Source organism: Roseateles asaccharophilus (assembly GCF_031458115.1).
Classification (GTDB): domain Bacteria; phylum Pseudomonadota; class Gammaproteobacteria; order Burkholderiales; family Burkholderiaceae_C; genus Pelomonas; species Pelomonas asaccharophilus_A.
Window position 1 is genome coordinate 413,353 of sequence record NZ_JAVDXV010000002.1, and the last position, 23,526, is coordinate 436,878.

The window sequence follows — 23,526 nt, forward strand, 5'->3', positions numbered from 1 at the left end:
GGTCAGAACACGAAGTCCAGCGCGACGGTGATCATGCGCACGCGGCCATCCCAGCCGGTGGCGGTGGGTGGCAGCACGATCTCGTCGCTGCGCGAGGTCAGCGTGTCGCGCGTGGAGCGCCATTGCTCCCACTGCAGCTTCAGCGCGGCCTGCTCGTGCAGGTCCCAGCGAAGGCCGGCCAGCAGGATGCGGCGGTCCTGCATGGCCTGAAGGCGGCGGTCCACCGCCTGGATGAGCGCAGCACCCGCTTCCGGTGTGCCCGGCGCGGCCTGCAAGCCTAGCGGAGCCTCGCGGTAGCGCGACGCGCCGATGGCAGCGAAGGGCGTCCAGCGATCCAGGCGGTGCGACAGCAGCATGTACCAGCCGTCGGCATCGGGCGTCGCTACGGAGTTGCTGAGCCGGCGCAGCCATTCCATGTCCAGCGTCCAGGGACCCCAGTTCAGCGTGTGGCCCAGCGTGATGCGGTGGGACACGATGTTCTGTGTACGCAGGCGTGCCTCCAGGATGGGGCCGCAGACCGCGCAGCCACTGCCGGGCTGGCGCAGCGTGTCGCCCAGCGCCTCCAGCGACGAACCCAGCAGGTCCAGGCGGCCGCGCAGCAGGCCGGCGCGCAGCACGACTGGCCCGTGCTGCCAGCGTGCGCTGAGGCTGGCTAGATAGCGTCCGGCGGCGCGCCCCGAGTTGCTGCGGATGTCGACACGGCCCAGGCTGGCATCCACGGCCAGCGCGCCGCCGCCCAGGTCGCCGTTCCAGCTGAGTACGCCACCGTCGATGGGATTGTTGGAAATGAGCTCGTAGACCGAGGCCATGGGGCGTACGGTCACGCGTGCGAGGCCCACGCGTCCGGTCTCGGAATGCTGCTGCATTGGCAGGGGCTGACGGCCCACGCGCAGCGTCCAGGCGGGCGCGGGCGACCAGCCGACGTAGAACCATTCCGTATTGGGCCGCCAGCGCTTGTCCACCAAGTCGGAGGATTGCAGCTGCCAGACCAGTTGCACCTCGTCGCTCAGCACCCAGCGCGCCTGCACGCCCAGCACGGAATCGCCGTCCCAGCGCCATTTGCCGCTGCGCGATGCTTCGTTGCCGAAGCGCCTGGGCCGCACGGACGCCACTTCGTCGTCGCCTTGATAGGCCGACAGTGTGCCGAAGCCGCTGAACTCCAGCTCCGCGGCCGATGCTGTCGTCGCGAGCAGTGCCAGACCAACAACGAGGACCGTGCGCCAGACCGGCATGGACTTCCTTGCTCCAAGGGGATTAGGCGATTCTACGTAACGCCATACGTAGCTCGCCGCCGCTACGCTGTGAGCCTTGCTTTGCACTGATGGAGACGGTGGCATGAACAAGCTGTACCCGAGCGCCGACGAGGCGCTGCGCGGCATCGTGAAAGACGGGCAGTTGCTGGCGGTGGGCGGTTTCGGCCTCTGCGGCATCCCCGAGGCGTTGATCGCGGCGCTGCGCGACAGCGGCGTGAAGAACCTGACGGTGATCTCGAACAACGCCGGCGTGGACGGCTTCGGCCTGGGCCAGTTGCTGGAGACGCGCCAGATCAAGAAGATGATTTCCAGCTACGTCGGTGAGAACAAGGAGTTCGAGCGCCAGTACCTGGCCGGCGAGCTGGAGCTGGAGTTCACGCCGCAGGGCACGCTGGCCGAGAAGCTGCGTGCCGGCGGCGCGGGCATCCCGGCCTTCTTCACGAAGACCGGCGTGGGCACCATCGTGGCCGAGGGCAAGGAGTTGCGCGAGTTCGACGGTGAGACCTATGTGATGGAACGCGCGCTGCTGCCGGAGGTGTCGCTGGTCAAGGCCTGGAAGGCCGACAAGAGCGGCAACCTGGTGTTCCGCCGCACGGCGCGCAACTTCAACCCGGCCGCGGCCATGGCCGGCAAGCTGACCGTCGTGGAAGTCGAGCAGATCGTCGAGACCGGCGAGCTGGATCCGGACAGCGTCCATCTGCCGGGCATCTATGTGCATCGCATCGTCGTGAACGCCAACCCCGAGAAGCGCATCGAGAAGATGACGTTGTCTCCCAAGAAGGAGGCTTGAGATGGCCTGGACCCAAGACCAGATGGCCGCCCGCGCGGCCCAGGAGCTGGAAGACGGCTTCTACGTGAACCTCGGCATCGGCATCCCCACGCTCGTCGCCAACCATGTGCCGGCGGACAAGGAAGTCTGGCTGCAAAGCGAGAACGGCATGCTGGGCATAGGCCCGTTCCCGACCGAAGATGAAGTCGACGCCGACCTCATCAACGCCGGCAAGCAGACGGTCACCACGCTACCCGGCTCCAGCATCTTCGGCAGCCACGACAGCTTCGCGATGATCCGCGGCGGCAAGATCAACCTGAGCATCCTGGGCGCCATGCAGGTCAGTGCGGCCGGCGACCTGGCCAACTGGATGATCCCGGGCAAGATGGTCAAGGGCATGGGCGGTGCCATGGACCTGGTGGCCGGCGTCAAGCGCGTCATCGTGCTGATGGAGCACGTGGCGAAGAAGAAGGACGGTACCGAGGACTTCAAGATCATCCCCAGCTGCACGCTGCCGCTGACCGGTGTGGGCGTGGTGGATCGCATCATTACGGACCTGGGCGTGTTCGATGTGGTCGCTGGCGGCATCCAGGTCGTGGAGCTGGCCGAAGGCGTCACGCGCGAGTTCGCGCAGAGCAAGACGGGCGTGCCGCTGCTCTGAGTTTGTGTGACTTGTTTCTCTCGGTAAGCCCGAGGGCGTTTGTCACGGCGCGGCCGTGACGGGCGTGCCAAAGGGGGCCGGCTTCGCCATCATGCAGGCCGGACCTCCCTGGACGCCTCATGCACGACCTGACCGCCGCGCCGCCGCTTCCCGCGCCGGCCGCTGACCTGCCGCTGAATCCAGCTGCCGCGCTCGCAGCCGCCGCGCTGCTGAGCGCCTGCGGTGGTGGTGGCGGAGGCGGCGAAGCGGGTCCGGGCGCCGGCCCGGCGGCACCGCCCCCGCCACCGCCCGCGCCCGCGCCGCCCAGCGATGCCGAGGCCGCGCGCTTTCTCGCGCAGGCCGGCTTCGCGGCCACCAGTGCCGACATCGCCACCGTCAAGGCCAGCGGCTACGCGGCCTGGCTGGATGCGCAGTTCGCGATGCCCGTCAGCGCGGGTCATTTCGACTGGATGGTGGAACGCGGCTACGCCGTGGAGGCCAACCGCAACAGCTTCGCCGGGCTGGACAACACACTGTGGCGCAAGTTCATGTCCGCGCCCGACACGCTGCGCCAGCGCGTGGTGCTGGCGTTGTCGGAGATCTTCGTCGTGTCCATGAGCGGCATGCCGGTGCAATGGCGCGGCCTGATGGGCGCGGCCTATGTGGACCTGCTGGAGCAGCACGCCTTCGGCAACTACCGCCAGCTGCTCGAGGCGGTGACGCTGTCGCCCGCGATGGGCGTCTACCTGAACATGCGCGGCAACCAGAAGGCCGACACACGCACCGGCCGTGTGCCCGACGAAAACTACGCGCGCGAGTGCATGCAGCTGTTCAGCATCGGCCTGGTGCTGCTGAACGCCGATGGCAGCGCCAAGCTGGGCAGCGACGGCAAGGCGCAGGAGACCTACTCGCAGGCGCAGATCACCGAGCTGGCGCAGATCCTGACCGGCTGGGACTACGACGGCAGCAGCGCCACCGACCCTGCCTATGTGAAGAAGCCCATGGTCAACAACGCCGCCCGCTTCACGCCCGGCGCGAAGAAGGTGCTGGGCGTGGACGTGCCGTCGACCGCCGACGGTGCCGCCGCGCTGAAGATCGTGCTGGACACGCTGGCCGCGCATGCAAACGTGGGCCCGTTCATCGGCCGGCAACTGATCCAGCGGCTGGTGGCGTCGCACCCCAGCGCAGCCTATGTCGGGCGCGTGGCCGCCGTGTGGGCCGATAACGGTGTGGGCGTGCGCGGCGACCTGAAGGCCGTCGTGCGCGCCGTGTTGCTGGACGAGGAGGCCCGCAAGCCGTCGGCCCAGCCCTCGGCGGGCCGGCTGCGCGAGCCCGTGCAGCGCCTCGTGCAGTGGGCGCGCAGCTTCGGCGCCGCATCGCCCACGGGGCTGTGGAACGTGGGCGACACCACCAACCCCGCCACGCGCCTGGGCCAGAGCCCGCTGCGCAGCCCGTCGGTGTTCAACTTCTTCCGCCCTGGCTATGTGCCGCCCAACTCCACGCTGGGCACCAACGGCATCACGGCGCCCGAGTTCCAGCTCTGCAACGAGAGCACGGTGGCCGGCTACCTGAACTTCATGCAGACCGTCATCGGCAGCGGCGTGGGCGAGGTCAGGGGCGACTACACGGCCGAGCTGGCGCTGAGCACCGACGTGCCGGCGCTGGTCGACAACGTCGCGCTGCGCCTGGCAGGTGATGCCATCTCGGCCGACACGCGTGCCAAGGTCGCCACCGCCGTGGCCACCATCACGGCGACCAACGACACCGGCAAGCGCAACCGCGTCAACGCGGCCGTGCTGATGCTGATGGCTTGCCCCGAATACCAGGTGCAGAAATGAAGCTGAACCAACTCCCCAAGCTCCAGCGCCGCGAGTTCCTGCGCCGCAGCTCCGCGCTGGGCCTGGCCGGTGCCGCGGCGCCCTGGGCGCTGAACCTCGCCGCGATGGGCGAGGCCGCGGCGCAGGCGGCGCCCGGCGACTACAAGGCGCTGGTCTGCGTGTTCCTGTACGGCGGCAACGACTACGGCAACACGCTGGTGCCGTTCGATGCCGCCAGCCATGCCGCCTACGCCGGCATCCGCCAGGCGCTGGCCACGCCGCGCGATGCGTTGGCCGCCACGGCGCTGTCGCAGATTGTCGAGGGCCGGCAGATGGCGCTGGCGCCGCAGTTGGGCAAACTGAAGGGCCTGTGGGATGCCGGCAAGCTGGCCGTGCAGCTCAACGTCGGCACGCTCGTGCAGCCCACCACGCTGGCCCAGTACAAGGCCAGAAGCGTGCCGCTGCCGCCCAAGCTGTTCTCGCACAACGACCAGCAGTCCGTCTGGCAGGCCAGCACACCTGAAGGCGCCACCAGCGGTTGGGGCGGCCGGCTGGGCGACCTGTTCCTGAACGGCAATGCCACGTCCACCTTCACCTGCATCAACGTGTCGGGCAACGCGGTCTTCATGGCCGGCAAGCAGGCCGTGCAGTACCAGGTGTCCAGCAGCGGCGCCGTGGCCGTCAACGGCATCACCAAGCCGCTGTTCGGCTCGACGGCATGCTCCACCGCGCTGCGCGAGCTGGTCACGGCGGACCGCAGCCACTGGATGGAGGCCGAGTTGAACCGCGTCGTCAAGCGCTCGGTGGACGCCCAGGCGTTGGTTGGCAGCGCGCTGGGCAGCCAGGCGGCGCTGGGAACGCCGTTCGACACCACCAGCAGCCTGTCCAACCAGCTGCTGATGGTGGCCCGGCTCATCGCGGCGCGGCAGGCGCTGGGTGCCAGGCGGCAGGTTTATTTCGTGTCCATCGGTGGCTTCGACACGCACGACCTGCTGGTGGCGCAGCATCCGGGCCTGCTGACCAGCATCAACGACGCGATGGCCAGCTTCTATGCCGCGACGGTGGAGCTGGGCGTGGCCGACCAGGTCACGACCTTCACCGCCAGCGACTTCGGCCGCACGCTGAGCAGCAACGGCGACGGTAGCGACCACGGCTGGGGCAGCCACCACTTCGTCATGGGCGGGGCGGTGAAAGGCGGGCGCTACTACGGCGCGCTGCCGTCGGTCAGCGTCAACGGGCCGGACGATGTGGGGCAGGGCCGGCTGCTGCCCACGACATCGGTGGACCAGGTGGCCGCGACGCTGGCGACCTGGATGGGCGTGCCAGCTACGGACCTTCCGCTGGTGCTGCCGCAGATCGCCAACTACAGCCAGAAGAACATCGGTTATTTCAGCTGAGAGGCCTCGTACCCCGTGTGCTGCCCGGCGAACTCGCCACTGGGCGGGATCAGCTGGATCACGTCGATCAGCACGCCGTCCGGCCCCTGCACGATGAAATGGCGCTGGCCGAAGGCCTCGTCGCGCAGCGCGAGCCGTTCGGTCAGGCCGGCAGCCTTCAGTCGGCCGTACTCGGCCTCGGCATCCTCCACCTCGAAGTTCAGCAGCACGCCGGCCGCCGGCGCGCCGCGTGCGGGCGCCGGGATGGTCGCGTGGCCGCAGTCCAGGATGGCCAGGCTCACCGCCGCGCCGCTGTCGCGCGACTGCAAGTGCACGTACCAGTCGGCCGTGAACAGCGCCTCGAAGCCGAAATGGCGCTCGTAGAACGCGGCGGTGGCGGCCACGTCGCGGGTCATCAGCACGGGGTAGTAGCTGTTCGTCTTCATCGCAAGCTCCTTTGATCTCGGTTAAATACATACAGTCTGCATGTATTTAAACCGTAGCATACAGTCTGCATGTATGCAAACACCCCGCACCAACGCCGAGCGCAGCGAGGCCACGTCCACCGCGCTGCTGGACGCCGCCCGCGCGCTGTTCGTCGAGCACGGCTACGGCGGCACGTCCACGCCGGCGGTCTGCGCGGCGGCCGGCATCACGCGCGGCGCGCTGTACCACCACTTCGCCGACAAGCGCGACCTGTTCCAGGCCGTGCTGGCGCGCGAGGCGCGCGCCGTGGCCGACGAGATCGAGGCCGCCGCGCCGGCCGGCCTGGCGCCGACCCAGGCCTTGCTGGCCGGCGGCGATGCCTATCTCGCGTCGATGGCCCAGCCCGGCCGCACGCGGCTGCTGCTGACCGAAGGCCCGGCCGTGCTGGGCCGCGACGCCATGCAGGCGCTGGACGCAGCCCATGCCGAAGCCAGCCTGCGTGCGGGCCTGCAGGCGGTGGGCGTGCGAGGCGTGGACCTGGCGCTGCTGACCGGCTGGGTGTCCGCCGCCTTCGACCGCGCCGCGCTGGACCTGCAGACCGGCGCCGACCCGGCCGCCGTGCGCAAGGCCATGCGCTGGCTGCTGGCGCGCGTCTGCGAAGACGCCTCGGCGCCGGTGGGCAGCACGCGCCGCACGAAGTGACCCCGAGTGACTGAGCCGCCTGGCGCCGTGCCTAAGATGCGCCGATGCAGCGTCTTTCCGTCCTTCTGCCGCTGGTCCTGCTGACCGGTTCGCCGGCCAAGGCCCTGGACCAACCCGAGGCCGCCACCACACGCACCGCCAACGCGCCGGGCCTGGCCGCGCCAGCGCAGCGCTTCGCGGTGACGGCGGCCAACCCGTTGGCCGCGCAGGCCGGGCTGGAGATGCTGCGCTCCGGCGGCTCGGCGATGGACGCGGCCATCGCGGTGCAACTGGTGCTGAGCCTGGTGGAGCCACAGAGCAGCGGCATTGCCGGCGGCGCCTTCCTGCTGCACTGGGACGGCCGCGAGGTGCAGGCACTGGACGGCCGCGAGACCGCGCCCGCCGCGGCCACGCCGCAGCTGTTCCTGAAGGCCGATGGCAAGCCCATGGCCATGCGCGACGCGGTGCTCAGCGGCCTGTCCACCGGCACGCCCGGCGTGCTGGCCATGCTGGCCGAGGGGCATCGCCGCCATGGCCAGCTGCCCTGGGCGCGGCTGTTCGAGCCGGCCATCCGGCTGGCGGAGCAGGGCTTCGCGATCAGCCCGCGGCTGTTCGAGCTGGCGTCCAACGAGCCCGCGCTGCGCGACGATCCTCAGGCCGGGCCGTACTTCTTCGACGCGTCCGGCGCGCCCAAGGCCGTGGGTACGGTGTTGAGGAATCCGGCCTATGCAACGGTGCTGCGCGCCGTCGCCAAGCAGGGCGCGAAAGGCTTCTACGAGGGGCCTACGGCCGAGGACATCGTGCGCCGCGTGAAGGGCCATGCGCGCCCGGGGCTGCTGGCCGCCAGCGACCTGGCCGGCTACCAGCCCATCGTGCGCCCGCCGCTGTGCAATGACTGGCGCGCCTGGCGCATCTGCGGCTTCGGCGCGCCCACCTCGGGCCACCTGACGCTGATGCAGATCCTGGGCCTGCTGGACACCCAGCCGGCCGCCGTCGCCGCCAAGGGCCTCACGGCCGACTGGATGCACGCCTACGCCGAGTCCGCCAAGCTGGCCTTCGCCGACCGCGCGCAATTCATTGGCGACCCGGCCTTCGTCACGGCGCCCGGCGGCGACTGGCAGAACCTGCTGGCGCCCGACTACCTGAAGCGCCGCGGCGCGCAGATCGGCGAGCGGGCGATGGACCGCGCCGTGGCGGGCGACCCCGGTGCCGTACGGCAGGCCTGGGCGGCGCAAGCCGAGCAGCTGGAGGTCGGCACCAGTCAGATCAGCGTCGTCGATGCGCGGGGCCGTGCCGTGTCCATGACCACCAGCGTCGAGTCCGCGTTTGGCAACCGCGTCATGAGCGATGGCGGCACCGGCCTGGCCGGCGGTTTCATGCTGAACAACCAGCTGACCGACTTCTCGCTGAACCCGACGGGCGCCGACGGCAAACCGGTGGCCAACCGCGTGGAGGCCGGCAAGCGACCGCGCTCCAGCATGGCGCCCACGCTGGTGTTCGACCGCGACGGCAAGCTCGTCATGGTGGCCGGCTCGCCGGGCGGGCCGGTCATCATCCATTACGTGGCCAAGGTCATCACCGGCACGCTGGCCTGGGGGCTGCCCGTGCAGCAGGCGGTGGACCTGCCCAACTTCGGCCACTTCAACAGCGGCGCGCTGATCATCGAGCGCGGCGCGCTGACGGCGGAGCAGCTCGCCGCGCTGCACGGCCGCGGCCAGCAGGTCAACGAGACCGACCTGACCAGCGGCCTGCAGGTGTTGATGAAGGTGAAGGGCGGCTGGGTGGGCGGTGCCGACCCGCGCCGTGAAGGCGTCGTGTTAGGTGAGTAAGCCCACAGCCGTCCTGCGCCGCGACGGCGCCTTGTCCGACACGGCGCTGTAGCCCCGCTCACCTAGTCTGGCCCGCTAGCCAGCCTGGAGCGAGCCATGGACGAAGCGGGTGTCTGTCTTTCACGCCGGAATGTGCTGATCGCCAGCGCCGGCACGGCCGCGATGGCGGCAGTGGAGTCGGCCGACGCGGCCGAACCCGCGATGGCGGCGCTGCCGCCCACGATGGGCCGCGTGACGTTGACGATCAACGGCAAGGCGCAGACCGTGGACGTCGACACGCGCACCACACTGTTGGACCTGCTGCGCGAGAACCTGCAGCTCACCGGCACCAAGAAGGGCTGCGACCACGGCCAGTGCGGCGCCTGCACGGTGCTGCTGGATGGGCGGCGCGTCAACAGCTGCCTGATGCTGGCCGTGATGGCGCACGAGACCCAGGTGACCACCATCGAAGGCCTGGGAATGCCGGGCCGCATGCACCCGCTGCAGGCCGCCTTCGTCGCCAAGGACGGCTACCAGTGCGGCTACTGCACACCGGGCCAGATCTGCTCGGCCGTGGGCATGCTCGACGAGCTGCAGCGCGGCATGCCCAGCCATGCGACGCCCGACCTGGCCGTCAAACCGCTGCTGTCGGCCGACGAGCTGCGCGAGCGCATGAGCGGCAACCTGTGCCGCTGCGGCGCCTATTCCAACATCGCCGAGGCCATCACCTCGGTGGCCGGTACATCGGCCGGGGGGGCACGATGAAAGCCTTCAGCTATGAGCGTGCCCGCACGCCGGCGGAAGCTGCCGCCGCCGTCGCGCGCCAGCCCGAGGCCCGCTTCATTGCCGGCGGCACCAACCTGCTGGACCTGATGAAGCTGCAGATCGAGGCGCCGACCCACCTCGTCGACGTGAACCCGCTGGGGATGGACCGCATCGAAGCCACGCGCGACGGCGGCCTGCGCATCGGCGCGCTGGTGCGCAACAGCGACCTGGCCGCCGACGCGGCCGTGAAGCGCGACTACCCCGTGCTGTCCCGCGCGCTGCTGGCCGGCGCCTCGGGCCAGCTGCGCAACCGCGCGACGACGGCCGGCAACCTGCTGCAGCGCACCCGCTGCCCCTACTTCTACGACACGGCCCAGCCTTGCAACAAGCGCCAGCCCGGAAGCGGCTGCAGCGCGCAGGGCGGCATCGCGCGCTCGCTGGCCGTCATCGGCGCGAGCCCGGCCTGCATCGCCACGCATCCCAGCGACATGGCGGTGGCCATGCGCGTGCTGGACGCCGACGTGGAGACGGTCACCCCGGATGGCGCCACGCGCCGCATCCCGATCGCCGACTTCCACAAGCTGCCCGGCAACACGCCGCATGTGGAGCATGCGCTGCAGCACGGCGAGCTGATCACCGCCGTGCTGCTGCCCAAGCCGGTGGAAGGCGTGCACGTCTACCGCAAGGTGCGTGATCGGGCTTCCTATGCCTTCGCCCTCGTGTCGGTGGCGGCCATCGTGCAGCGCGACGGCAGCGGGCGCGTGGCCTTCGGCGGCGTGGCCCCCAAGCCCTGGCGGGTCGAAAAGGCGGAGCCGGCCCTGCGGGACGGCGCGCCGCGCTTCATGGCCCAGGCGTTCGCGGGCGCCAGGCCTGCCGAGGACAACGCCTTCAAGCTGACGCTGGCCGAGCGCACGCTGGCCGGCATCCTGCAATCCGCCAGGAGCGCCGCATGAGATTCGATCAGCCCGCCACCACCAACCCCATCGACCAGGGCCGCGTGGTCGGCAAGCCCACGCCGCGCATCGACGGCCCGCTGAAGACCACCGGCACCGCGCCCTATGCCTACGAGCATCACGGCGCCACGGCCAAACCCGCCATTGGCTATGTGATCGGTGCTGGCATCGCCAAGGGCCGTGTCGCGGCCATGGACCTTGTCGCCGCACGCAAGGCGCCGGGCGTGCTCGCCATCGTCACGGCGCAGAACGCCGGCAAGCTGGGCAAGGGCAAGATGAACACCGCGAAACTGCTGGGCGGCCCGCAGGTGGACCACTACCATCAGGCGCTGGCCGTTGTCGTCGCCGAGACCTTCGAGCAGGCGCGAGCTGCCGCCGCGCTCGTCAACATCCGCTACGAGACCGCCAAGGGGCGCTTTGACCTCGCCGAGCAGAAGGCCCATGCGCAACTGCCCAAGGACAACGGTTTTTCCGGCGCACCCGAGAGCCGCGTGGGCGACTTCGATGCCTCGTTCGCGAAGGCGCCAGTGCAGCTGGACGCCAGCTACACGACGCCCGACCAGGGCCACGCGATGATGGAGCCGCACGCCACGCTGGCCGCCTGGAACGGCCGCAACCTGACGGTGTGGACGGCCAACCAGATGATCGACTGGGCCGTGGGCGACCTGGCGCTGACACTGGGCATGGACAAGAAGAACGTGCGCGTCGTGTCGCCCTACGTCGGCGGCGGTTTCGGCGGCAAGCTGTTCCTGCGGGCCGACGTGCTGCTGGCGGCGCTGGGTGCGCGCGCGGCCAAGCGCCCCGTCAAGATCGCGCTGCAGCGCCCGCTGATGTTCAACAACACGACGCACCGGCCGGCCACCCTCCAGCGCATCCGCCTGGGCGCAGACAAGGACGGCAAGCTCACGGCCATCTCGCACGAGAACTGGTCCGGCGACCTGCCCGGCGGCGGGCCGGAAACCGCCGTCAACCAGACCCGGCTGCTCTATGCCGCGCCCCACCGTTACACCGCCAACCGCCTGGCCGTGCTGGACCTGCCCGAAGGCAACGCGATGCGTGCGCCCGGCGAGGCGCCCGGCATGATGGCGCTGGAAGTGGCGATGGACGAGATGGCCGAGAAGCTGGGCCTGGACCCCATCGCCTTCCGGCTGCTCAACGACACCCTGGTGGATCCCGAGAAGCCGCAGCGCCCGTTCACGCAGCGCCGCCTCGCGGACTGCTTCAAGCTCGGCGCCGAGAAGTTCGGCTGGAGCAAGCGCAATGCGAAGCCCGCGCAGCAGCGCGACGGCCGCTGGCTGGTGGGGCAGGGCGTGGCGGCTGCCTTCCGCAACAACCTGTTGATGAAGTCCAAGGCCCGCGTGCGGATTGAGGCCGATGGGCGCGCGGTCGTCGAGACCGACATGACCGACATCGGCACCGGCAGCTACACCGTCATCGCGCAGACGGCGGCCGAAGTGCTAGGCCTGGCGCTGGACCGCGTCGTCGTGCGGCTGGGCGATTCCAGCTTCCCGGCGTCCTGCGGCTCCGGCGGGCAATGGGGCGGCAACAACGCCTGCGCGGGCGTCTATGCGGCGTGCATGAAGCTGCGCGCGCTGGTGGCGCAGAAGGCCGGGTTGGGCGAGGGCGCCGAGTTCGCGGGCGGCGAGGTGCGTGGCGGCGGCCAGGCGCAGCCACTGGCGAAGTTCGCCGGCCTGGTCGCCGAAGACGGCATCGAGTACGGCGACATAGCCAATCGTGCCCAGCAGTCCACGTTCGGCGCGCACTTCGTCGAGGTGGGCGTGGACGCCTTCACCGGCGAGATCCGCGTGCGCCGCATGCTGGCCGTCTGTGCGGCCGGGCGCATCCTCAACCCCATCGCCGCGCGCAGCCAGGTCATCGGCGCGATGACCATGGGCGTGGGCGCGGCGTTGATGGAGGAGTTGCAGGTGGACAAGCGCCGCGGTTTCTTCGTCAACCACGACCTGGCCGGCTACGAGGTGCCGGTGCATGCCGACATCCCGCACCAGGACGTGATCTTCCTCGACGAGGTGGACCCGTCTTCCTCGCCGATGAAGGCCAAGGGCGTGGGCGAGCTGGGTATCTGCGGCGTGGGCGCGGCGGTGGCCAACGCCATCTATCACGCGACGGGCGTGCGGGTGCGCGAGTACCCGATCACGCTGGAGAAGCTGCTGAAGGGCTTGCCCGCCGTGGCCTGACGCTCGACGCCTGCTCAGCGCTTCGTCAGCACCACCAGGCCCAGCGCCGCCAGGCCGGCGAACAGCACGCCGCTCCAGATCTCATAGGGCAAGCCCAGCAGCCGGTAGGCAGCGGCCTCGGCGCAGTCGGCCGTGATCATGAACATCGAGGGCCATAGCTCCTCAAGGCCCAGCGTGGTGACGATCTTGTCGGCCAGACCCATCGCGCAACTGGCGCTCTGCGAGGCTACCTCGTGCTGGAACACGGCGGCCGTCAGGCCCGCGGCGCACAGCATCAGCACGACGACCAGCACCGCCTGGCGCAGCGCACGTTTGGCCTGCACCAGCCAGCCCAACAGCGAGAACGCGCCGATGGCCAGGAAGATGGCGCGCTGCAGCACGCACCAGGGGCAGGGCTTGACGCCGAACTGGTGCTGGGCGACGTAGGCGATGGCCACGCCGGCAAAGCTGGCCACGGCCATGGCCAATAAAGCGCGGGCCGGCAGCTTGGAGGGGGCGCTGAACATCAGTCGCGCACTTCGGCGATCAGCTCGATCTCGACGCAGGCGCCCATCGGGATCTGCGCGACGCCGAAGGCGCTGCGGGCATGCTTGCCGGCGTCGCCCAGCACCGCGGCCAGCAGTTCGGAGCAGCCGTTGGTGACCAGGTGCTGCTCGGTGAAGTCGGGCGTGCTGTTGACCAGGCTCATGACCTTGACGATGCGCACGATCCTGCCCAGGTCGCCGGTGGCGGCCTGAAGCGTGCCCAGCAGGTCGATCGCGACGGCGCGTGCGGCCTGCTGGCCGGTAGCAGTGTCGGTGTCCTTGCCCAGCTGGCCCACCCAGACCTTGCCGTCCTTCTTGGCGATGTGGCCGGACAGGAAGACCAGGTTGCCCGTGCGCGTGAACGGCAGGTAGGCCGCGGCGGGGATGGCAACGGGCGGCAGCGTGATGCCGAGTTCGGCCAGCTTGGCCTGGATGGCGGTAGAGCTCATGCGGGGAAGCGCGGTGGCGCGTGAGAAAAACCGCGGCATGCTACACCTCGGTACAGACGCTTGGGGAGGCGTGGGTGCAGAGGCCTTGGGAGGCGCGGGAACTCGTCGCGATGGGGCTGGCCTGGCTGGCCGGCCTGGCGCTGCTGCACCGCTGCGAGCGGCTGCCGGGTGGCGTCGAATACATGGGTCTGGCGGTCGCGCTGGTGCTGTTGTCCGCGCTGCGCCGGCGCCACTGGCTGATGCCGGCGGCCTGTGTCGCGGTGCTCGCGTTCACGCAGGTCGCGCTGCGTGCCGAGTGGCGGTTGACGCCCGAGCTGCACCCGGCCTGGGAGGGGCGCGATCTGGTGCTGGCCGGGCGCGTCGATTCACTGCCGGTGGCCGTCACGGGCCAAGGCGGCGTGCCGGGCTGGCGCTTCGAGTTTGCGGTCGACGCCGTGGGGCCGGCGGGAACGGCCTTGCCGCCCGAGGTGCCGCGGCGGCTGATGCTGCTGGCCTATGACGGCCCGCCCATCACCGCCGGCGAGCGCTGGCGTTTCACGGCACGGCTGAAGCGCGCGCACGGCCTGGCCAATCCGGGTGGCTTCGATGCCGAGCTGTGGCTGTTCGAGCAAGGTTTGCGTGCAAGCGGCGTGGTTCGCGCCAGCGAGCGTCTGCAGGCGGCGCCATGGTGGGAGATCGATGCGGCGCGCCAGCGCCTGCGCGAGTCCATCCAGCAGCGCGTGGCCGACCCCGGCATGGCCGGCGTGCTGGCCGCGCTGAGCCTGGGCGATCAGAACGCCATCGCGCATGCCGACTGGGCGCTGTTCCGCGACAGCGGCGTGGCCCACCTGCTCAGCGTATCGGGCCTGCATGTGACGCTGTTCGCCTGGCTGGCGGCGGTGCTGGCCGGTGCGCTGTGGCGGCGCAGCGGCCGGCTGTGCCTGCGCGTGCCGGCCGCGACGGCGGCGCGCTGGATCGGTGTGGCGGCCGCGCTGGGCTATGCCTTGTTCGCGGGCTGGGGCGTGCCAGCCCAGCGCACGGTGCTGATGCTGGCCACCGTGGCGGGCCTGCAGACGCTGGGCCTGCGCTGGCCGTGGCCGCTGGTGCTGCTGGGCGCGGCGGTGGTGGTGACGGCCGCCGATCCGTGGGCGTTGCTGCAGCCGGGTTTCTGGCTGTCGTTCGGTGCCGTGGGTCTCTTGATGGTGGCCGGTGGCGAGGCTGCCCAGGGCTGGCGTGCCCGGCTGAAGGCAGCGCTGCGCACGCAGCTCATCGCCACCGTGGGCCTGGCGCCGCTGAGCCTGGTGTGTTTTGGCCAGCTGTCGGCCGTGGGCCTGTTGGCCAATCTGGTGGCCATTCCGCTGATCAGCTTCGTCATCACGCCGCTGGCGCTGCTGGGTGGTCTGGTCGCGCCGCTGTGGAGCTTGGCCGCGTTGCTGGTGCAGTTGCTGATGGCCTGGTTGAAGCTGCTCATCGCCTGGCCGGCGGCGGTCTGGTGGCTGCCGGCGGCGCCCGTGTGGTCGCAGGGGTTAGCGCTGCTGGGCGCGGTGCTCATCGTGCTGCGGTTGCCGTGGCGGCTGCGGGCGGCAGGCGTGCTCATGCTGCTGCCGCTGTTGTGGCCCGCGGTGCCGCGGCCGCCGGCCGGCGAATTCGAACTGCTGGCGCCCGACGTGGGGCAGGGCAATGCCGTGCTGGTACGCACGGCCGGCCATGCGCTGCTGTTCGATGCGGGGCCGGCCTATGCGCCCGGCGCCGATGCGGGCGACCGTGTGCTGCTGCCGCTGCTCCGCTCGCTGGGTGTGCGGCGGCTGGACATGCTGGTGCTGAGCCACCGCGACACCGATCACGTGGGTGGCGCGGCGACGCTGCTGCAGGGCATGCCGGTGGCCGAACTGCGCAGTTCACTGGAGCCGGGGCACCCGCTGCTGCGTGCCGGGCCGCGCGAGACGCGCTGCGAGGCCGGGCAGCACTGGAGCTGGGACGGCGTGCGCTTCGATGTGCTGCATCCGCAGCACGGCCACTACGACGCGGGGTTGAAGTCCAACGACCTGTCCTGCGTGCTGCGCATCACGGCCGCGTCGGGCCGGCGCGCGTTGCTGCTGGGCGACCTGGAGGCGGCGCAGGAGCGGGGGCTGGTGGCCCGCGAGCCCGACCTGCGCGCCGACATGCTGCTGGTGCCGCACCACGGCAGCAAGACCTCGTCCAGCGCCGAGCTGCTGGCGGCCGTGCGGCCGCGCGTGGCGCTCGTGCAGGCGGGCTACCGCAGCCGCTTCGGCCATCCGGCGTTGCCGGTGCTGAGGCGCTACCAGGAAGCCGGCGCCGATGTCGTCGCCAGCCCGGCCTGCGGCGCGTGGACCTGGGTCAGCGCGACGGGTGGGTCAGGCTGCGAGCGCGACCGAGTGCGGCGCTACTGGCACGACCGTGTCGCGCCGGCCATCAACCCGGAGCCGATGGGGCCCGCGCCTGCTGAAGACGCCTGGCCTTGACCGCCTGCCCCAGCTCGATGACCGCCAGCGCGTAGTAGGCCGACCAGTTGTAGCGCGTGACGACCCAGAAGTTCTCCGTGCCCAGCAGCACGCTGGTGGGTTTCTTGGGGCCGTTCTGCAGCTCGATGACGGCCATGGGGCCGACATGGTCGCGCGCCGCCTCGGACGGCAGCGCGCCGGCGGCCAGCAGGTCGGCCGCGTTGAACGTGGGCTTGATGTCCGGTGCCAGCAGTCGCGCGCGCTGCTGGCGGTCGGGCGGCAGCGTCACGCTGTAGTGAGTGGCCTGGCCAGGCTTCCAGCCGTATTGCGACAGGTAGTGGGCCACGCTGCCGATGGCGTCGGTGGGGCTGGCCATCAGGTCGATATGGCCGTCGCCGTCGAAGTCCACCGCATGCTGGCGCCAGCTGCCGGGCATGAACTGCGGCCAGCCCAGCGCGCCGGCATAGCTGCCTTGCACGGCGGCCGCGTCCAGCCCGTTCTCGCGGCACAGTTTCAGGAACTCGGCCAGCTCCTTGCGGAAGAAGGCTTGGCGCTCGGCGGCGCGCGGGTGGGCGGTGGGGAAGTCGAAGGCCAGCGTGGCCAGCGCGTCCAGCACCTTGAAGCCGCCCATGATGCGGCCATAGAAGGTCTCCACGCCGACGATGCCCACGACGATCTCGGGGGGCACGCCGTACTGGTTCTCGGCGCGCGTGAGCGCGGCCTCGTGCTCGGTCCAGAAGGCCAGGCCGGCGTCCAGCCGCTTGGGCTCGATGAAGCGGTCGCGGTAGGCCGTCCAGTTCTTGGCCGTGCCGACGGCCGCGGGCAGGATGAGCTGCTTCACGCGCGGCAGGTCCAGCGCCTGAGTCAGCTGCTCGCGCAGCGCGGCGGCATCCCAGCCCTGGGCGGCGGCCAGTTCGTCGGCAAAGGCAAGCACCTCGGCGCGGGCCCCCAGCGGCTGGGGCGCCTCGACCTTGGCCGGCGGCCTGGGTTTGGTTTTCTTGGCCGCATCGGCGGCCGGCGAGGCCAGCATGAGCAGGCTGGCCAGCAGGGGCAGGATTCGGAACGTCACGTGCGAAGCATACGGGGCCAAAGCTCGGACCTTGCTCACGTCTGCAACAGCGGATTGCCGCGAGCGTGGGACTGCAGCACGCTCACTCGGCCTTGAACATGAACGTCTGCGCGAAGACATGCTCACCCTCGCAGCGATAGTCGCGCAGCGCCTGCAGGATCGCGGCGCGGAACGCATGCGCGGCGAATGCCTCGCCAGTGGAGACAGAGCCTTCAAAGTCCGCCGCCTCGACGACACCGGCACGTGTGGCGGCGATCAGGTTGATGGTCATCTCGCCACTCCAGTTGACGCTGGGTATGCGCGGCACAGGCATGGCGCAATGAACAGCATCGGCCCGTGCAGATCCTTTCTGATTCGTAACTCGCCGGCGAGCAGTGCCTTCGTGGATGAACTTCATCGCCTTGGGCGGCTTTGCAGGAATGCTGTTGACGTCCGCACTGGCGGCCTTGTTGAATTCGGCTTGCCGCGCGATGGCGTAGTTGACCAGTGTGCGCATCAACGGGCCCTCGGCCAGTGCTTGACGCAGTTCGGATGAGGTGTTGGGGCAGCGTGCCAGCCAGGCGCGCTTCCCGGACTCGACGGCTGCCTCTGCGCCAGCAGCTTCCAGCAGGCGGATGGTGGCTCCGATGGCGACCCCTTTTGTCTTCAGCAGATGGTTCATGCGGTGCAGGTAGGGGTGCAGCAGCGCATAGCGTTCGCGCGTGAGAGTGCCGGGCTGGCAGGCCACCAGTGTGAGGGCGGGCGCGAAGCTCGCCTTCATCCAGGCGGTTTCACCGGCCGCGTCCGACGCATTGATTGCCTGCTTGACGCTGAGGTCGGTCAACAGTGCTTCGACAACCAGGGCATAGCCGTCGCCGGCGGCTTGCATCAGCGGCGTGCGCCCCCGGTCATCGGCTTCGGTCAGCGAGACATGGCCAGGCGTGCCAGCCACCAGCGCCGCGATGCGGTCGGCCACGGCGCGTTCAACGTCTTCCGGCGTTCGGCCAGCATCGGGCTTCTCCAAGACCTGACGGACTTCTACGCCGAGACGATCGATCAGCTGACGCGGGGTTCTATCCGGCTCGGCCTGGGTAGTTTGCAGCGCAGAGGCAAGCGCCAACAGGGCAATGAGTTTCAAGAAGAGCGGTGGTGCGTGGAGGGATGCGGAGTGTCTGCGAGCTCACGTCCGCAGCATGCGCGCAGCCAGGTGAAATTCCCGCCATGTCGGCATCGCTGCATCCGCGGCGTATCGCGAGCGCTCCAGCTTCTCCAGCCATTGCGCGGCCGGCTCGGCTTTCTGCCCATGCTGGCGACGCAGCGTGCGGGCCCAGGAAGCCGGGCCCTCGTGTACGGGCAGGTTCACGCCTGCGCGCGACAACGCCGCCAGTATGCGCGCCCGCTGGCGGCTCCAGGCGTCGTGCGGGCGGCTGCTCCAGCGTATCCAGGCCATGCCCAGCAGCGCGAACGCGAGGATGACGCCCGCCAGCGCCTGGCCCAGGGCGGTCCAGTCGGGGCGCTCAAACCCCATCTTCTTCATCAGGTCGAACTGGTTCTCGCGCGAGTAGTTCAGCACCAGCTGCTGCCAGCGGTTGTTGATGGTCTCCCAGCCGCTGCGGATGGCGCGCCACAGCGTCGGGTTGAGCTGGCCGATGACGCCGGGCTGCGGCTGCAAGGCCAGGCCCTGGATGACGCGGTTGGGCGCCACGGCGGCGGTGGGGTCGCTGCGCACCCAGCCGCGGCCCTCGACCCAGAACTCGGCCCAGGCGTGCGCGTTGGCGTTGCGCACGACGTAGTAACCGTCCTGCGGCTCGGCGTCCCAGCCCTGGAAGCCGGTGACGATGCGGGCCGGCACGCCCATCGCGCGCATCAGCACGACGAAGGCGGACGCGAAGTGCTCGCAGAAGCCCAGTCGGCGGTCCAGCCAGAACTCGTCGATGACGTGCGGCGTCTCCTCGCCATAGCGGCCCGGGACCAGCGTGTAGGTGAAGTCGTTGCGGCGCACATGGTCCAGCAGCGCCGCGGCCAGCGCCTGCGCGCGGGGGCCGGCCTCCAGGTTGGCGAACTGCGGCTGCGCCGCCAGCTCGCGCGCCCAGCCGACGGCGCGCGGATTGCCACCCGGCGGCAGTTCCAGGTCGCGCGCCTGGTGCAGCCGGTTGCGCTGCAGGCCGGCCTGCCAGTCCAGGTGGGCGCTGGCCTGCATGCGCAGCCGCTCGGTGATGGGGCGCGGTGACAGCCATTGCAGCTCAGGGCCGCGCACGACGGCCAGGTCGATCTGCGGCAGCCGCAGCTCGGTGCCGACCCGCTCGGCGCTCATCTCCAGCAGCGGCAGCACCGGAATGCGCAGCGGCTCCAGCGTCATCTCGTAGCGCAGCGCCGGGCCGGCGGTGACGATCTCGTCGCGGCCGCGCAGCCAGCTCTGGCTGAGGTGCAGGTCGGGGGCGCGCCAGGTCTTGCCATCGAAGCGGGTCAGCACCGGGCCGCGGAAGTAGCGCTGGTCGGGCGGTGGCACGGGCCCGTCGAACTTCAGCCGCATCGCAATGCTGTCGTCGTTGGCGATTTCATTCATCGCGCCGAACTCCAGCTGGTTGGACAGCCCGGTCTTGCCGATGGACTCGGTGGGCACGCCCCACAGCGGCGCGATGCGCGGGAACAGCACGAACAGCAGCACCATGACCGGCAGGCCCAAAGCCGTCGTGCCTGCCGCGCGGCGGGCGGCGATGGCGATGCTGGGCACACCGGTGGGCATCTGCGCCAGCACCACGGCCGCCAGCAGCCCCCACAGCGACAGCAGCGCGCCGATGGCGGTCAACAGCGACTGCGAGTACAGGAACTGCGTCAGCACGAGGAAAAAGCCGAGGAAGAACACGACGAAGGCGTCGCGGCGCGCGCGCAGTTCCAGCGTCTTCAGCGCCATCAGCACGGTCAGCAGCGTGATGCCGGCCTCGCGGCCGACCAGCGTGCGGAAGGTCAGCCAGGTCATCAGCGCATAGACCAGCGCGATGCCCAGCAGCCACCAGCGGCTGGGCAGCGGGCGCTGGCGCCAGGCGATCTGCGCGCGCCACAGCAGCACCAGCGCCGTCAGCCCCGTGGCCCACAGCGGCAGATGGCCGGCATGCGGCGCCATGACGGCCGTGATGACGGCGAGCAGGAAGAAGCTGTCGCGCGCGTCGCGCGGCAGGCGGCTCCACCACGCCGAGATCATTGGCTGAACCCCGCCAGCAGCTCCAGGCAGGCCTGGCGGTGCGCCGCGCCCAGTGACGGCGGCAGTTCGCGGCCGGCCAGCCGCAGGCCATAGGGCTGGCCCGCGCGCTCGGCCGCCAGCACCCAGGCGGTCAGCCGCGACAGCCGAGCCTCGACGTCGCGGCCTTGCGTGTCGCGCCAGTCCAGCCACAGGTCGCGCGCCAGCGGCGCCTCGGTCTCGCGCACCCACAGCGGCAGGCCCTGGTCCAGCGCCAGCGCCGACTTGCGCCACAGGATCTGTTTCATGGAGTCGCCGCGGCGGTAGCTGCGCACGCCGGAGAAGTCGGTGCCGGCCTGCGACTGATGCACCGATGCAGCCTCGCCCGCGCCGGCCTCGGACTGCGTGGGGAAGGGCGCCAGCACCTCCTCAGCGCGCGGGTACACCCAGACCTTGCTGGCCGGCCGCCAGTAGCTCCAGGCGCGGAAGAAGCCCATCGGGAAACGCGTGGAGATCACCAGCCGCGGCAGCTCGCGCAGGCCGCGTGCGCTGGCCGGCAGGCGCAGCCGCAGCACCGCGTGGCCCAGTGCGGGCACGTCCACCCAGGCGGGTTCGGTGAGGCCCGAGTCCAGCTGCGCGCTGACGGCGATTCCGAAGCGGTCTTTGCCGGGGTTGTGCAGGCGCAGCTCCAGTACGTAGTCGTCACCGGCATGCACGCCGTCCGGCGCGCGCAAGTCCATCTGCAGGCCGCGCAGGTTGGTGTGCGTCGTCGTCATGGACGCCAGCCCCGCGCCGGTCAGCGCGAAGGTCAGCGCATAGCCCAGGCTCAGCTGCTCGTTGATGGACGCCAGCAGCAGCACGCCCAGCGTGGCGCAGAAGGCCAGGCCGGCCGGCGTGGGCAGGATGTAGACATTGCGCTGCGTGGTGGCGTGCGTGTCAGCCTGCGGCTGGCGGGCCATCCACCAGGCTTGCCAGCGGGAGCGTAGGGCTTGAGGGGCGGCCATGACCGCAAGAATAAGCGGGTTGCCAGCCCGCCGTCGCCGCACCCCCACCGTCGGGCGGGCCTGAGCGGCAACGCGTCAGAAGCTCTCCCAGGTGCCGCCGTCGTCGGCCGCCGCGACGGGTCGCGGGGAGGCCAGCACCGGAGCGGCGGCCTTGGCCGGCTTGGGCGCCGGCCGGGCTGGCGCCGGCCGCGCTGCAGGCGGTGCGCGCCTTGCTGCTGGCGCCGGTGCCGAAGCCTCGGCGCCCAGCTTGAACTGGTTGACCACCTCGGCCAGCCGTGCGGCCTGGTGCTTCAGGCTCTCGGCCGCGGCGGCGGATTCCTCCACCAGCGCGGCGTTCTGCTGCGTGACCTGGTCCAGCTGGTTGACCGCCTCGCTGACCTGGCCTATGCCCTTGGCCTGCTCGCCGCTGGCCGAGTCGATCTCGCCGATCAGGTCGGCCACGCGCTTCACCTGAGCGACGATCTCGTCCATAGTGCCGCCGGCCTCGGCCACCAGCTGCGAGCCGACGTCGACCTTCTCGACGCTTTGGCCGATCAGGCTCTTGATCTCCTTGGCTGCCTCGGCGCTGCGCTGGGCCAAGATGCGCACCTCGCCGGCCACGACCGCGAAGCCGCGGCCCTGTTCGCCGGCGCGCGCGGCTTCGACGGCGGCATTCAGCGCCAGGATGTTGGTCTGGAAGGCGATGCCGTCGATGGTGGAAATGATGTCGACGATCTTGCGCGAGCTGGTCGTGATCTCGTCCATCGTGCTGACGACGCGGCCCACCACCTCGCCGCCCTGGGTCGCCACCGCGCTGGCGCTGGTGGCCAGCTGTGTCGCGGTGCGCGCGATGTCGGCGTTCTGCCGGACGGTCGCGCTCATCTGTTCCATGGACGCGGCGGTCTGCTGCAGGTTGGAGGCCTGCTCCTCGGTGCGCTGCGACAGGTCGGCGTTGCCAGTGGCGATCTCCGACGAGCCGGTGGCGATGGAATCGGAGCTGTGGCGCACCTGGCTGACGATCTTCACGAGGCTGTCGTTCATCGCGCCCAGCGCGCGCAGCAGCTGCGCGATCTCGTCCCGGCCGCGCACGGCGATGCGCTGGCGCAGGTCGCCGGCGGAGACGGCCTCGGCCAGCTGCACGGCCTGCGCCACCGGCTGCGTGATGGAGCGGGTGATGGCCCAGGCCAGCACCACGCCGGCGCCGATCGCGAACAGCGCGGCGGCCAGCGTGATCCACTCCGCGCGACGCTGCACGGCCACGGCGGCGTTGAACTCCTGCTCGGCCACGCGCACCTGCAGCTGCTGCAGCTCACCCAGGGTCTTGGCGACCTGCGGTGCCATCTCGGCCACCTTGCCTTCGTAGAGCGCCCGGGCTGCGTCGATGTCGCCCTTCAGCAGCGCCGCCCGGGCCGGTGCCAGGCCTTGCTGCGCATAGCTGGTGCGCGCGGCGACGAAGCGGTCGGCCAGCTCCTTCTCCTCGGGCGTCAACCGGGTCGCCAGATACTTCCTCAACCGCTCGTCGATGGCCTTGATGTTGTTGGCCATGTCCTGCGTGTGCTGCTGGATGACCGCCGGCTCGGGCTTGAGCATCATGTGTGCCAGCAGGTAGCGGTTCTGTATCGTCAGCCGGCTGATGTCGCCCAGCTGCGCCAGCGGCACCGTGCGGTCGGCGTAGACCGTCTCCAGGCCGGCGGCCACCTTGCCGAGGCTGCTGCGCCCCAGCAGCGCCACCAGTGCCAGCAGCACCAGCACGAAGCCAAACGCCAGCCCCAGGCGTGGCCCGATCTTGACTTGTTTCAACCAATCCATGGTGGCTCCCCGTTAGCTTGTGGGCCAACTCTAGGCAGGCAGGGATCGTGCTGTCAAAACATTTGTGCGGTGCATCAGACAACGTTGACGGCGCGTCCGCCGTCTCAACTGCCGGCCAGGCAGCGGCGCCGGTGCACGCCGCGGACGCGATGCGCGACGCTATCGCCGCAGGCAGGACGGCCCCGGTCGCCGCTTCCACCAGGCCGTGGCGGCGCAGGCGGCGATGCGGGTCCATCTGTTCAATGCGCAGGAAAGGTCGGCGGGAGTTCGGTTGAAGGTGTAGCCCGCATCAACCCGAGCTGAGCCGCGCGTCCACGTTTCCTGACAAGGCCGTCGCTACGGCTTCGCGCCATTCCTGCGCCATGGCTGGGTCTGCTGGTGCCCCATCAGCGCGCAGCGACATTGATCCGA

Annotated in this window: 19 protein-coding genes; 10 read left to right on the top strand and 9 right to left on the bottom strand. The window is 70.4% G+C overall.

The features are described 5' to 3' along the window. Positions 1-2 precede the first annotated feature (2 nt). On the bottom strand, positions 3-1,232 hold the full coding sequence (locus J2X21_RS06510) for a hypothetical protein (protein WP_310326346.1): 1,230 nt from the start codon (positions 1,230-1,232) through the stop codon (positions 3-5). 103 nt (positions 1,233-1,335) lie between these two features. On the opposite strand from J2X21_RS06510, the gene J2X21_RS06515 reads away from it, so the two are divergent. The 4 genes from J2X21_RS06515 (at position 1,336) to J2X21_RS06530 (ending at position 5,876) form a co-directional block, all read left to right on the top strand. After that, positions 1,336-2,043, top strand: coding sequence for a CoA transferase subunit A (locus J2X21_RS06515; protein WP_310326348.1), 708 nt, complete (start codon positions 1,336-1,338; stop codon positions 2,041-2,043). A 1-nt stretch (position 2,044) separates the two neighbouring features. Next, positions 2,045-2,683 (top strand): 3-oxoacid CoA-transferase subunit B, encoded by a 639-nt coding sequence (locus J2X21_RS06520; protein ID WP_310326349.1) that lies wholly within the window; start codon positions 2,045-2,047, stop codon positions 2,681-2,683. A 119-nt stretch (positions 2,684-2,802) separates the two neighbouring features. Next, positions 2,803-4,500 (top strand): DUF1800 domain-containing protein, encoded by a 1,698-nt coding sequence (locus J2X21_RS06525; protein WP_310326352.1) that lies wholly within the window; start codon positions 2,803-2,805, stop codon positions 4,498-4,500. Next, a complete protein-coding gene (locus J2X21_RS06530; protein WP_310326354.1) occupies positions 4,497-5,876 on the top strand; it encodes a DUF1501 domain-containing protein in 1,380 nt (459 codons plus the stop codon). The genes J2X21_RS06525 and J2X21_RS06530 overlap by 4 nt, the downstream gene beginning before the upstream one ends. Here J2X21_RS06530 and J2X21_RS06535 read toward each other — a convergent pair. Continuing rightward, positions 5,864-6,301, bottom strand: a complete 438-nt coding sequence (locus tag J2X21_RS06535; RefSeq protein WP_310326356.1) for a VOC family protein — start codon at positions 6,299-6,301, stop codon at positions 5,864-5,866. The genes J2X21_RS06530 and J2X21_RS06535 overlap by 13 nt on opposite strands. A 73-nt stretch (positions 6,302-6,374) precedes the next feature. Here J2X21_RS06535 and J2X21_RS06540 point away from each other — a divergent pair, with 73 nt between their 5' ends. From J2X21_RS06540 to paoC, 5 genes are all read left to right on the top strand, one after another. Then, on the top strand, positions 6,375-6,983 hold the full coding sequence (locus tag J2X21_RS06540) for a TetR/AcrR family transcriptional regulator (protein ID WP_310326358.1): 609 nt from the start codon (positions 6,375-6,377) through the stop codon (positions 6,981-6,983). Between the two features lie 44 nt (positions 6,984-7,027). After that, complete coding sequence (locus J2X21_RS06545; protein ID WP_310326360.1) at positions 7,028-8,791, top strand: gamma-glutamyltransferase family protein; 1,764 nt, start codon at positions 7,028-7,030, stop codon at positions 8,789-8,791. 96 nt (positions 8,792-8,887) lie between these two features. Next, on the top strand, positions 8,888-9,535 hold the full coding sequence (gene paoA, locus J2X21_RS06550) for an aldehyde dehydrogenase iron-sulfur subunit PaoA (RefSeq protein ID WP_310326362.1): 648 nt from the start codon (positions 8,888-8,890) through the stop codon (positions 9,533-9,535). Continuing rightward, positions 9,532-10,488: an FAD binding domain-containing protein gene (locus tag J2X21_RS06555; RefSeq protein WP_310326364.1), complete on the top strand. Its 957-nt coding sequence runs from the start codon at positions 9,532-9,534 to the stop codon at positions 10,486-10,488. The genes paoA and J2X21_RS06555 overlap by 4 nt, the downstream gene beginning before the upstream one ends. Further along, positions 10,485-12,683 (top strand): aldehyde oxidoreductase molybdenum-binding subunit PaoC, encoded by a 2,199-nt coding sequence (gene paoC / locus J2X21_RS06560; RefSeq protein WP_310326366.1) that lies wholly within the window; start codon positions 10,485-10,487, stop codon positions 12,681-12,683. Before J2X21_RS06555 ends, paoC begins: the two co-directional genes overlap by 4 nt. Positions 12,684-12,697: 14 nt before the next feature. On the opposite strand, the gene J2X21_RS06565 is transcribed toward paoC, so the two are convergent. Beyond that, on the bottom strand, positions 12,698-13,189 hold the full coding sequence (locus J2X21_RS06565) for a disulfide bond formation protein B (protein ID WP_310326368.1): 492 nt from the start codon (positions 13,187-13,189) through the stop codon (positions 12,698-12,700). Beyond that, positions 13,189-13,656, bottom strand: coding sequence for a RidA family protein (locus tag J2X21_RS06570; protein WP_310326370.1), 468 nt, complete (start codon positions 13,654-13,656; stop codon positions 13,189-13,191). Before J2X21_RS06570 ends, J2X21_RS06565 begins: the two co-directional genes overlap by 1 nt. A gap of 74 nt (positions 13,657-13,730) precedes the next feature. Here J2X21_RS06570 and J2X21_RS06575 point away from each other — a divergent pair, with 74 nt between their 5' ends. Continuing rightward, positions 13,731-16,118, top strand: a complete 2,388-nt coding sequence (locus J2X21_RS06575; protein ID WP_310326373.1) for a DNA internalization-related competence protein ComEC/Rec2 — start codon at positions 13,731-13,733, stop codon at positions 16,116-16,118. On the opposite strand, the gene mltB is transcribed toward J2X21_RS06575, so the two are convergent. The 5 genes from mltB to J2X21_RS06600 all read right to left on the bottom strand — a co-directional run bounded on the left by mltB (position 16,069) and on the right by J2X21_RS06600 (position 23,115). Beyond that, on the bottom strand, positions 16,069-17,127 hold the full coding sequence (gene mltB / locus J2X21_RS06580) for a lytic murein transglycosylase B (RefSeq protein WP_404666606.1): 1,059 nt from the start codon (positions 17,125-17,127) through the stop codon (positions 16,069-16,071). The genes J2X21_RS06575 and mltB overlap by 50 nt on opposite strands. Positions 17,128-17,248: 121 nt before the next feature. Continuing rightward, on the bottom strand, positions 17,249-18,283 hold the full coding sequence (locus J2X21_RS06585) for a hypothetical protein (RefSeq protein WP_310326379.1): 1,035 nt from the start codon (positions 18,281-18,283) through the stop codon (positions 17,249-17,251). Between the two features lie 42 nt (positions 18,284-18,325). Next, positions 18,326-20,347, bottom strand: coding sequence for a transglutaminase TgpA family protein (locus J2X21_RS06590; protein ID WP_310326381.1), 2,022 nt, complete (start codon positions 20,345-20,347; stop codon positions 18,326-18,328). Next, complete coding sequence (locus J2X21_RS06595; protein WP_310326383.1) at positions 20,344-21,327, bottom strand: DUF58 domain-containing protein; 984 nt, start codon at positions 21,325-21,327, stop codon at positions 20,344-20,346. Before J2X21_RS06595 ends, J2X21_RS06590 begins: the two co-directional genes overlap by 4 nt. 75 nt (positions 21,328-21,402) lie before the next feature. Then, entirely contained in the window at positions 21,403-23,115 is a 1,713-nt protein-coding gene (locus tag J2X21_RS06600) for a methyl-accepting chemotaxis protein (protein ID WP_310326384.1), read from the bottom strand. Positions 23,116-23,526 lie beyond the last annotated feature (411 nt).

Excerpts from the sequence above, each read along its gene's own strand:
- J2X21_RS06510 (WP_310326346.1), bottom strand. The coding sequence starts at position 1,232 with ATGCCGGTCTGGCGCACGGTCCTCGTTGTTGGTCTGGCACTGCTCGCG.
- J2X21_RS06515 (WP_310326348.1), top strand. The coding sequence starts at position 1,336 with ATGAACAAGCTGTACCCGAGCGCCGACGAGGCGCTGCGCGGCATCGTG.
- J2X21_RS06520 (WP_310326349.1), top strand. The coding sequence starts at position 2,045 with ATGGCCTGGACCCAAGACCAGATGGCCGCCCGCGCGGCCCAGGAGCTG.
- J2X21_RS06525 (WP_310326352.1), top strand. The coding sequence starts at position 2,803 with ATGCACGACCTGACCGCCGCGCCGCCGCTTCCCGCGCCGGCCGCTGAC.
- J2X21_RS06530 (WP_310326354.1), top strand. The coding sequence starts at position 4,497 with ATGAAGCTGAACCAACTCCCCAAGCTCCAGCGCCGCGAGTTCCTGCGC.
- J2X21_RS06535 (WP_310326356.1), bottom strand. The coding sequence starts at position 6,301 with ATGAAGACGAACAGCTACTACCCCGTGCTGATGACCCGCGACGTGGCC.
- J2X21_RS06540 (WP_310326358.1), top strand. The coding sequence starts at position 6,375 with ATGCAAACACCCCGCACCAACGCCGAGCGCAGCGAGGCCACGTCCACC.
- J2X21_RS06545 (WP_310326360.1), top strand. The coding sequence starts at position 7,028 with ATGCAGCGTCTTTCCGTCCTTCTGCCGCTGGTCCTGCTGACCGGTTCG.
- paoA (WP_310326362.1), top strand. The coding sequence starts at position 8,888 with ATGGACGAAGCGGGTGTCTGTCTTTCACGCCGGAATGTGCTGATCGCC.
- J2X21_RS06555 (WP_310326364.1), top strand. The coding sequence starts at position 9,532 with ATGAAAGCCTTCAGCTATGAGCGTGCCCGCACGCCGGCGGAAGCTGCC.
- paoC (WP_310326366.1), top strand. The coding sequence starts at position 10,485 with ATGAGATTCGATCAGCCCGCCACCACCAACCCCATCGACCAGGGCCGC.
- J2X21_RS06565 (WP_310326368.1), bottom strand. The coding sequence starts at position 13,189 with ATGTTCAGCGCCCCCTCCAAGCTGCCGGCCCGCGCTTTATTGGCCATG.
- J2X21_RS06570 (WP_310326370.1), bottom strand. The coding sequence starts at position 13,656 with ATGAGCTCTACCGCCATCCAGGCCAAGCTGGCCGAACTCGGCATCACG.
- mltB (WP_404666606.1), bottom strand. The coding sequence starts at position 17,127 with ATGCTGGCCTCGCCGGCCGCCGATGCGGCCAAGAAAACCAAACCCAGG.
- J2X21_RS06590 (WP_310326381.1), bottom strand. The coding sequence starts at position 20,347 with ATGATCTCGGCGTGGTGGAGCCGCCTGCCGCGCGACGCGCGCGACAGC.
- J2X21_RS06595 (WP_310326383.1), bottom strand. The coding sequence starts at position 21,327 with ATGGCCGCCCCTCAAGCCCTACGCTCCCGCTGGCAAGCCTGGTGGATG.
- J2X21_RS06600 (WP_310326384.1), bottom strand. The coding sequence starts at position 23,115 with ATGGATTGGTTGAAACAAGTCAAGATCGGGCCACGCCTGGGGCTGGCG.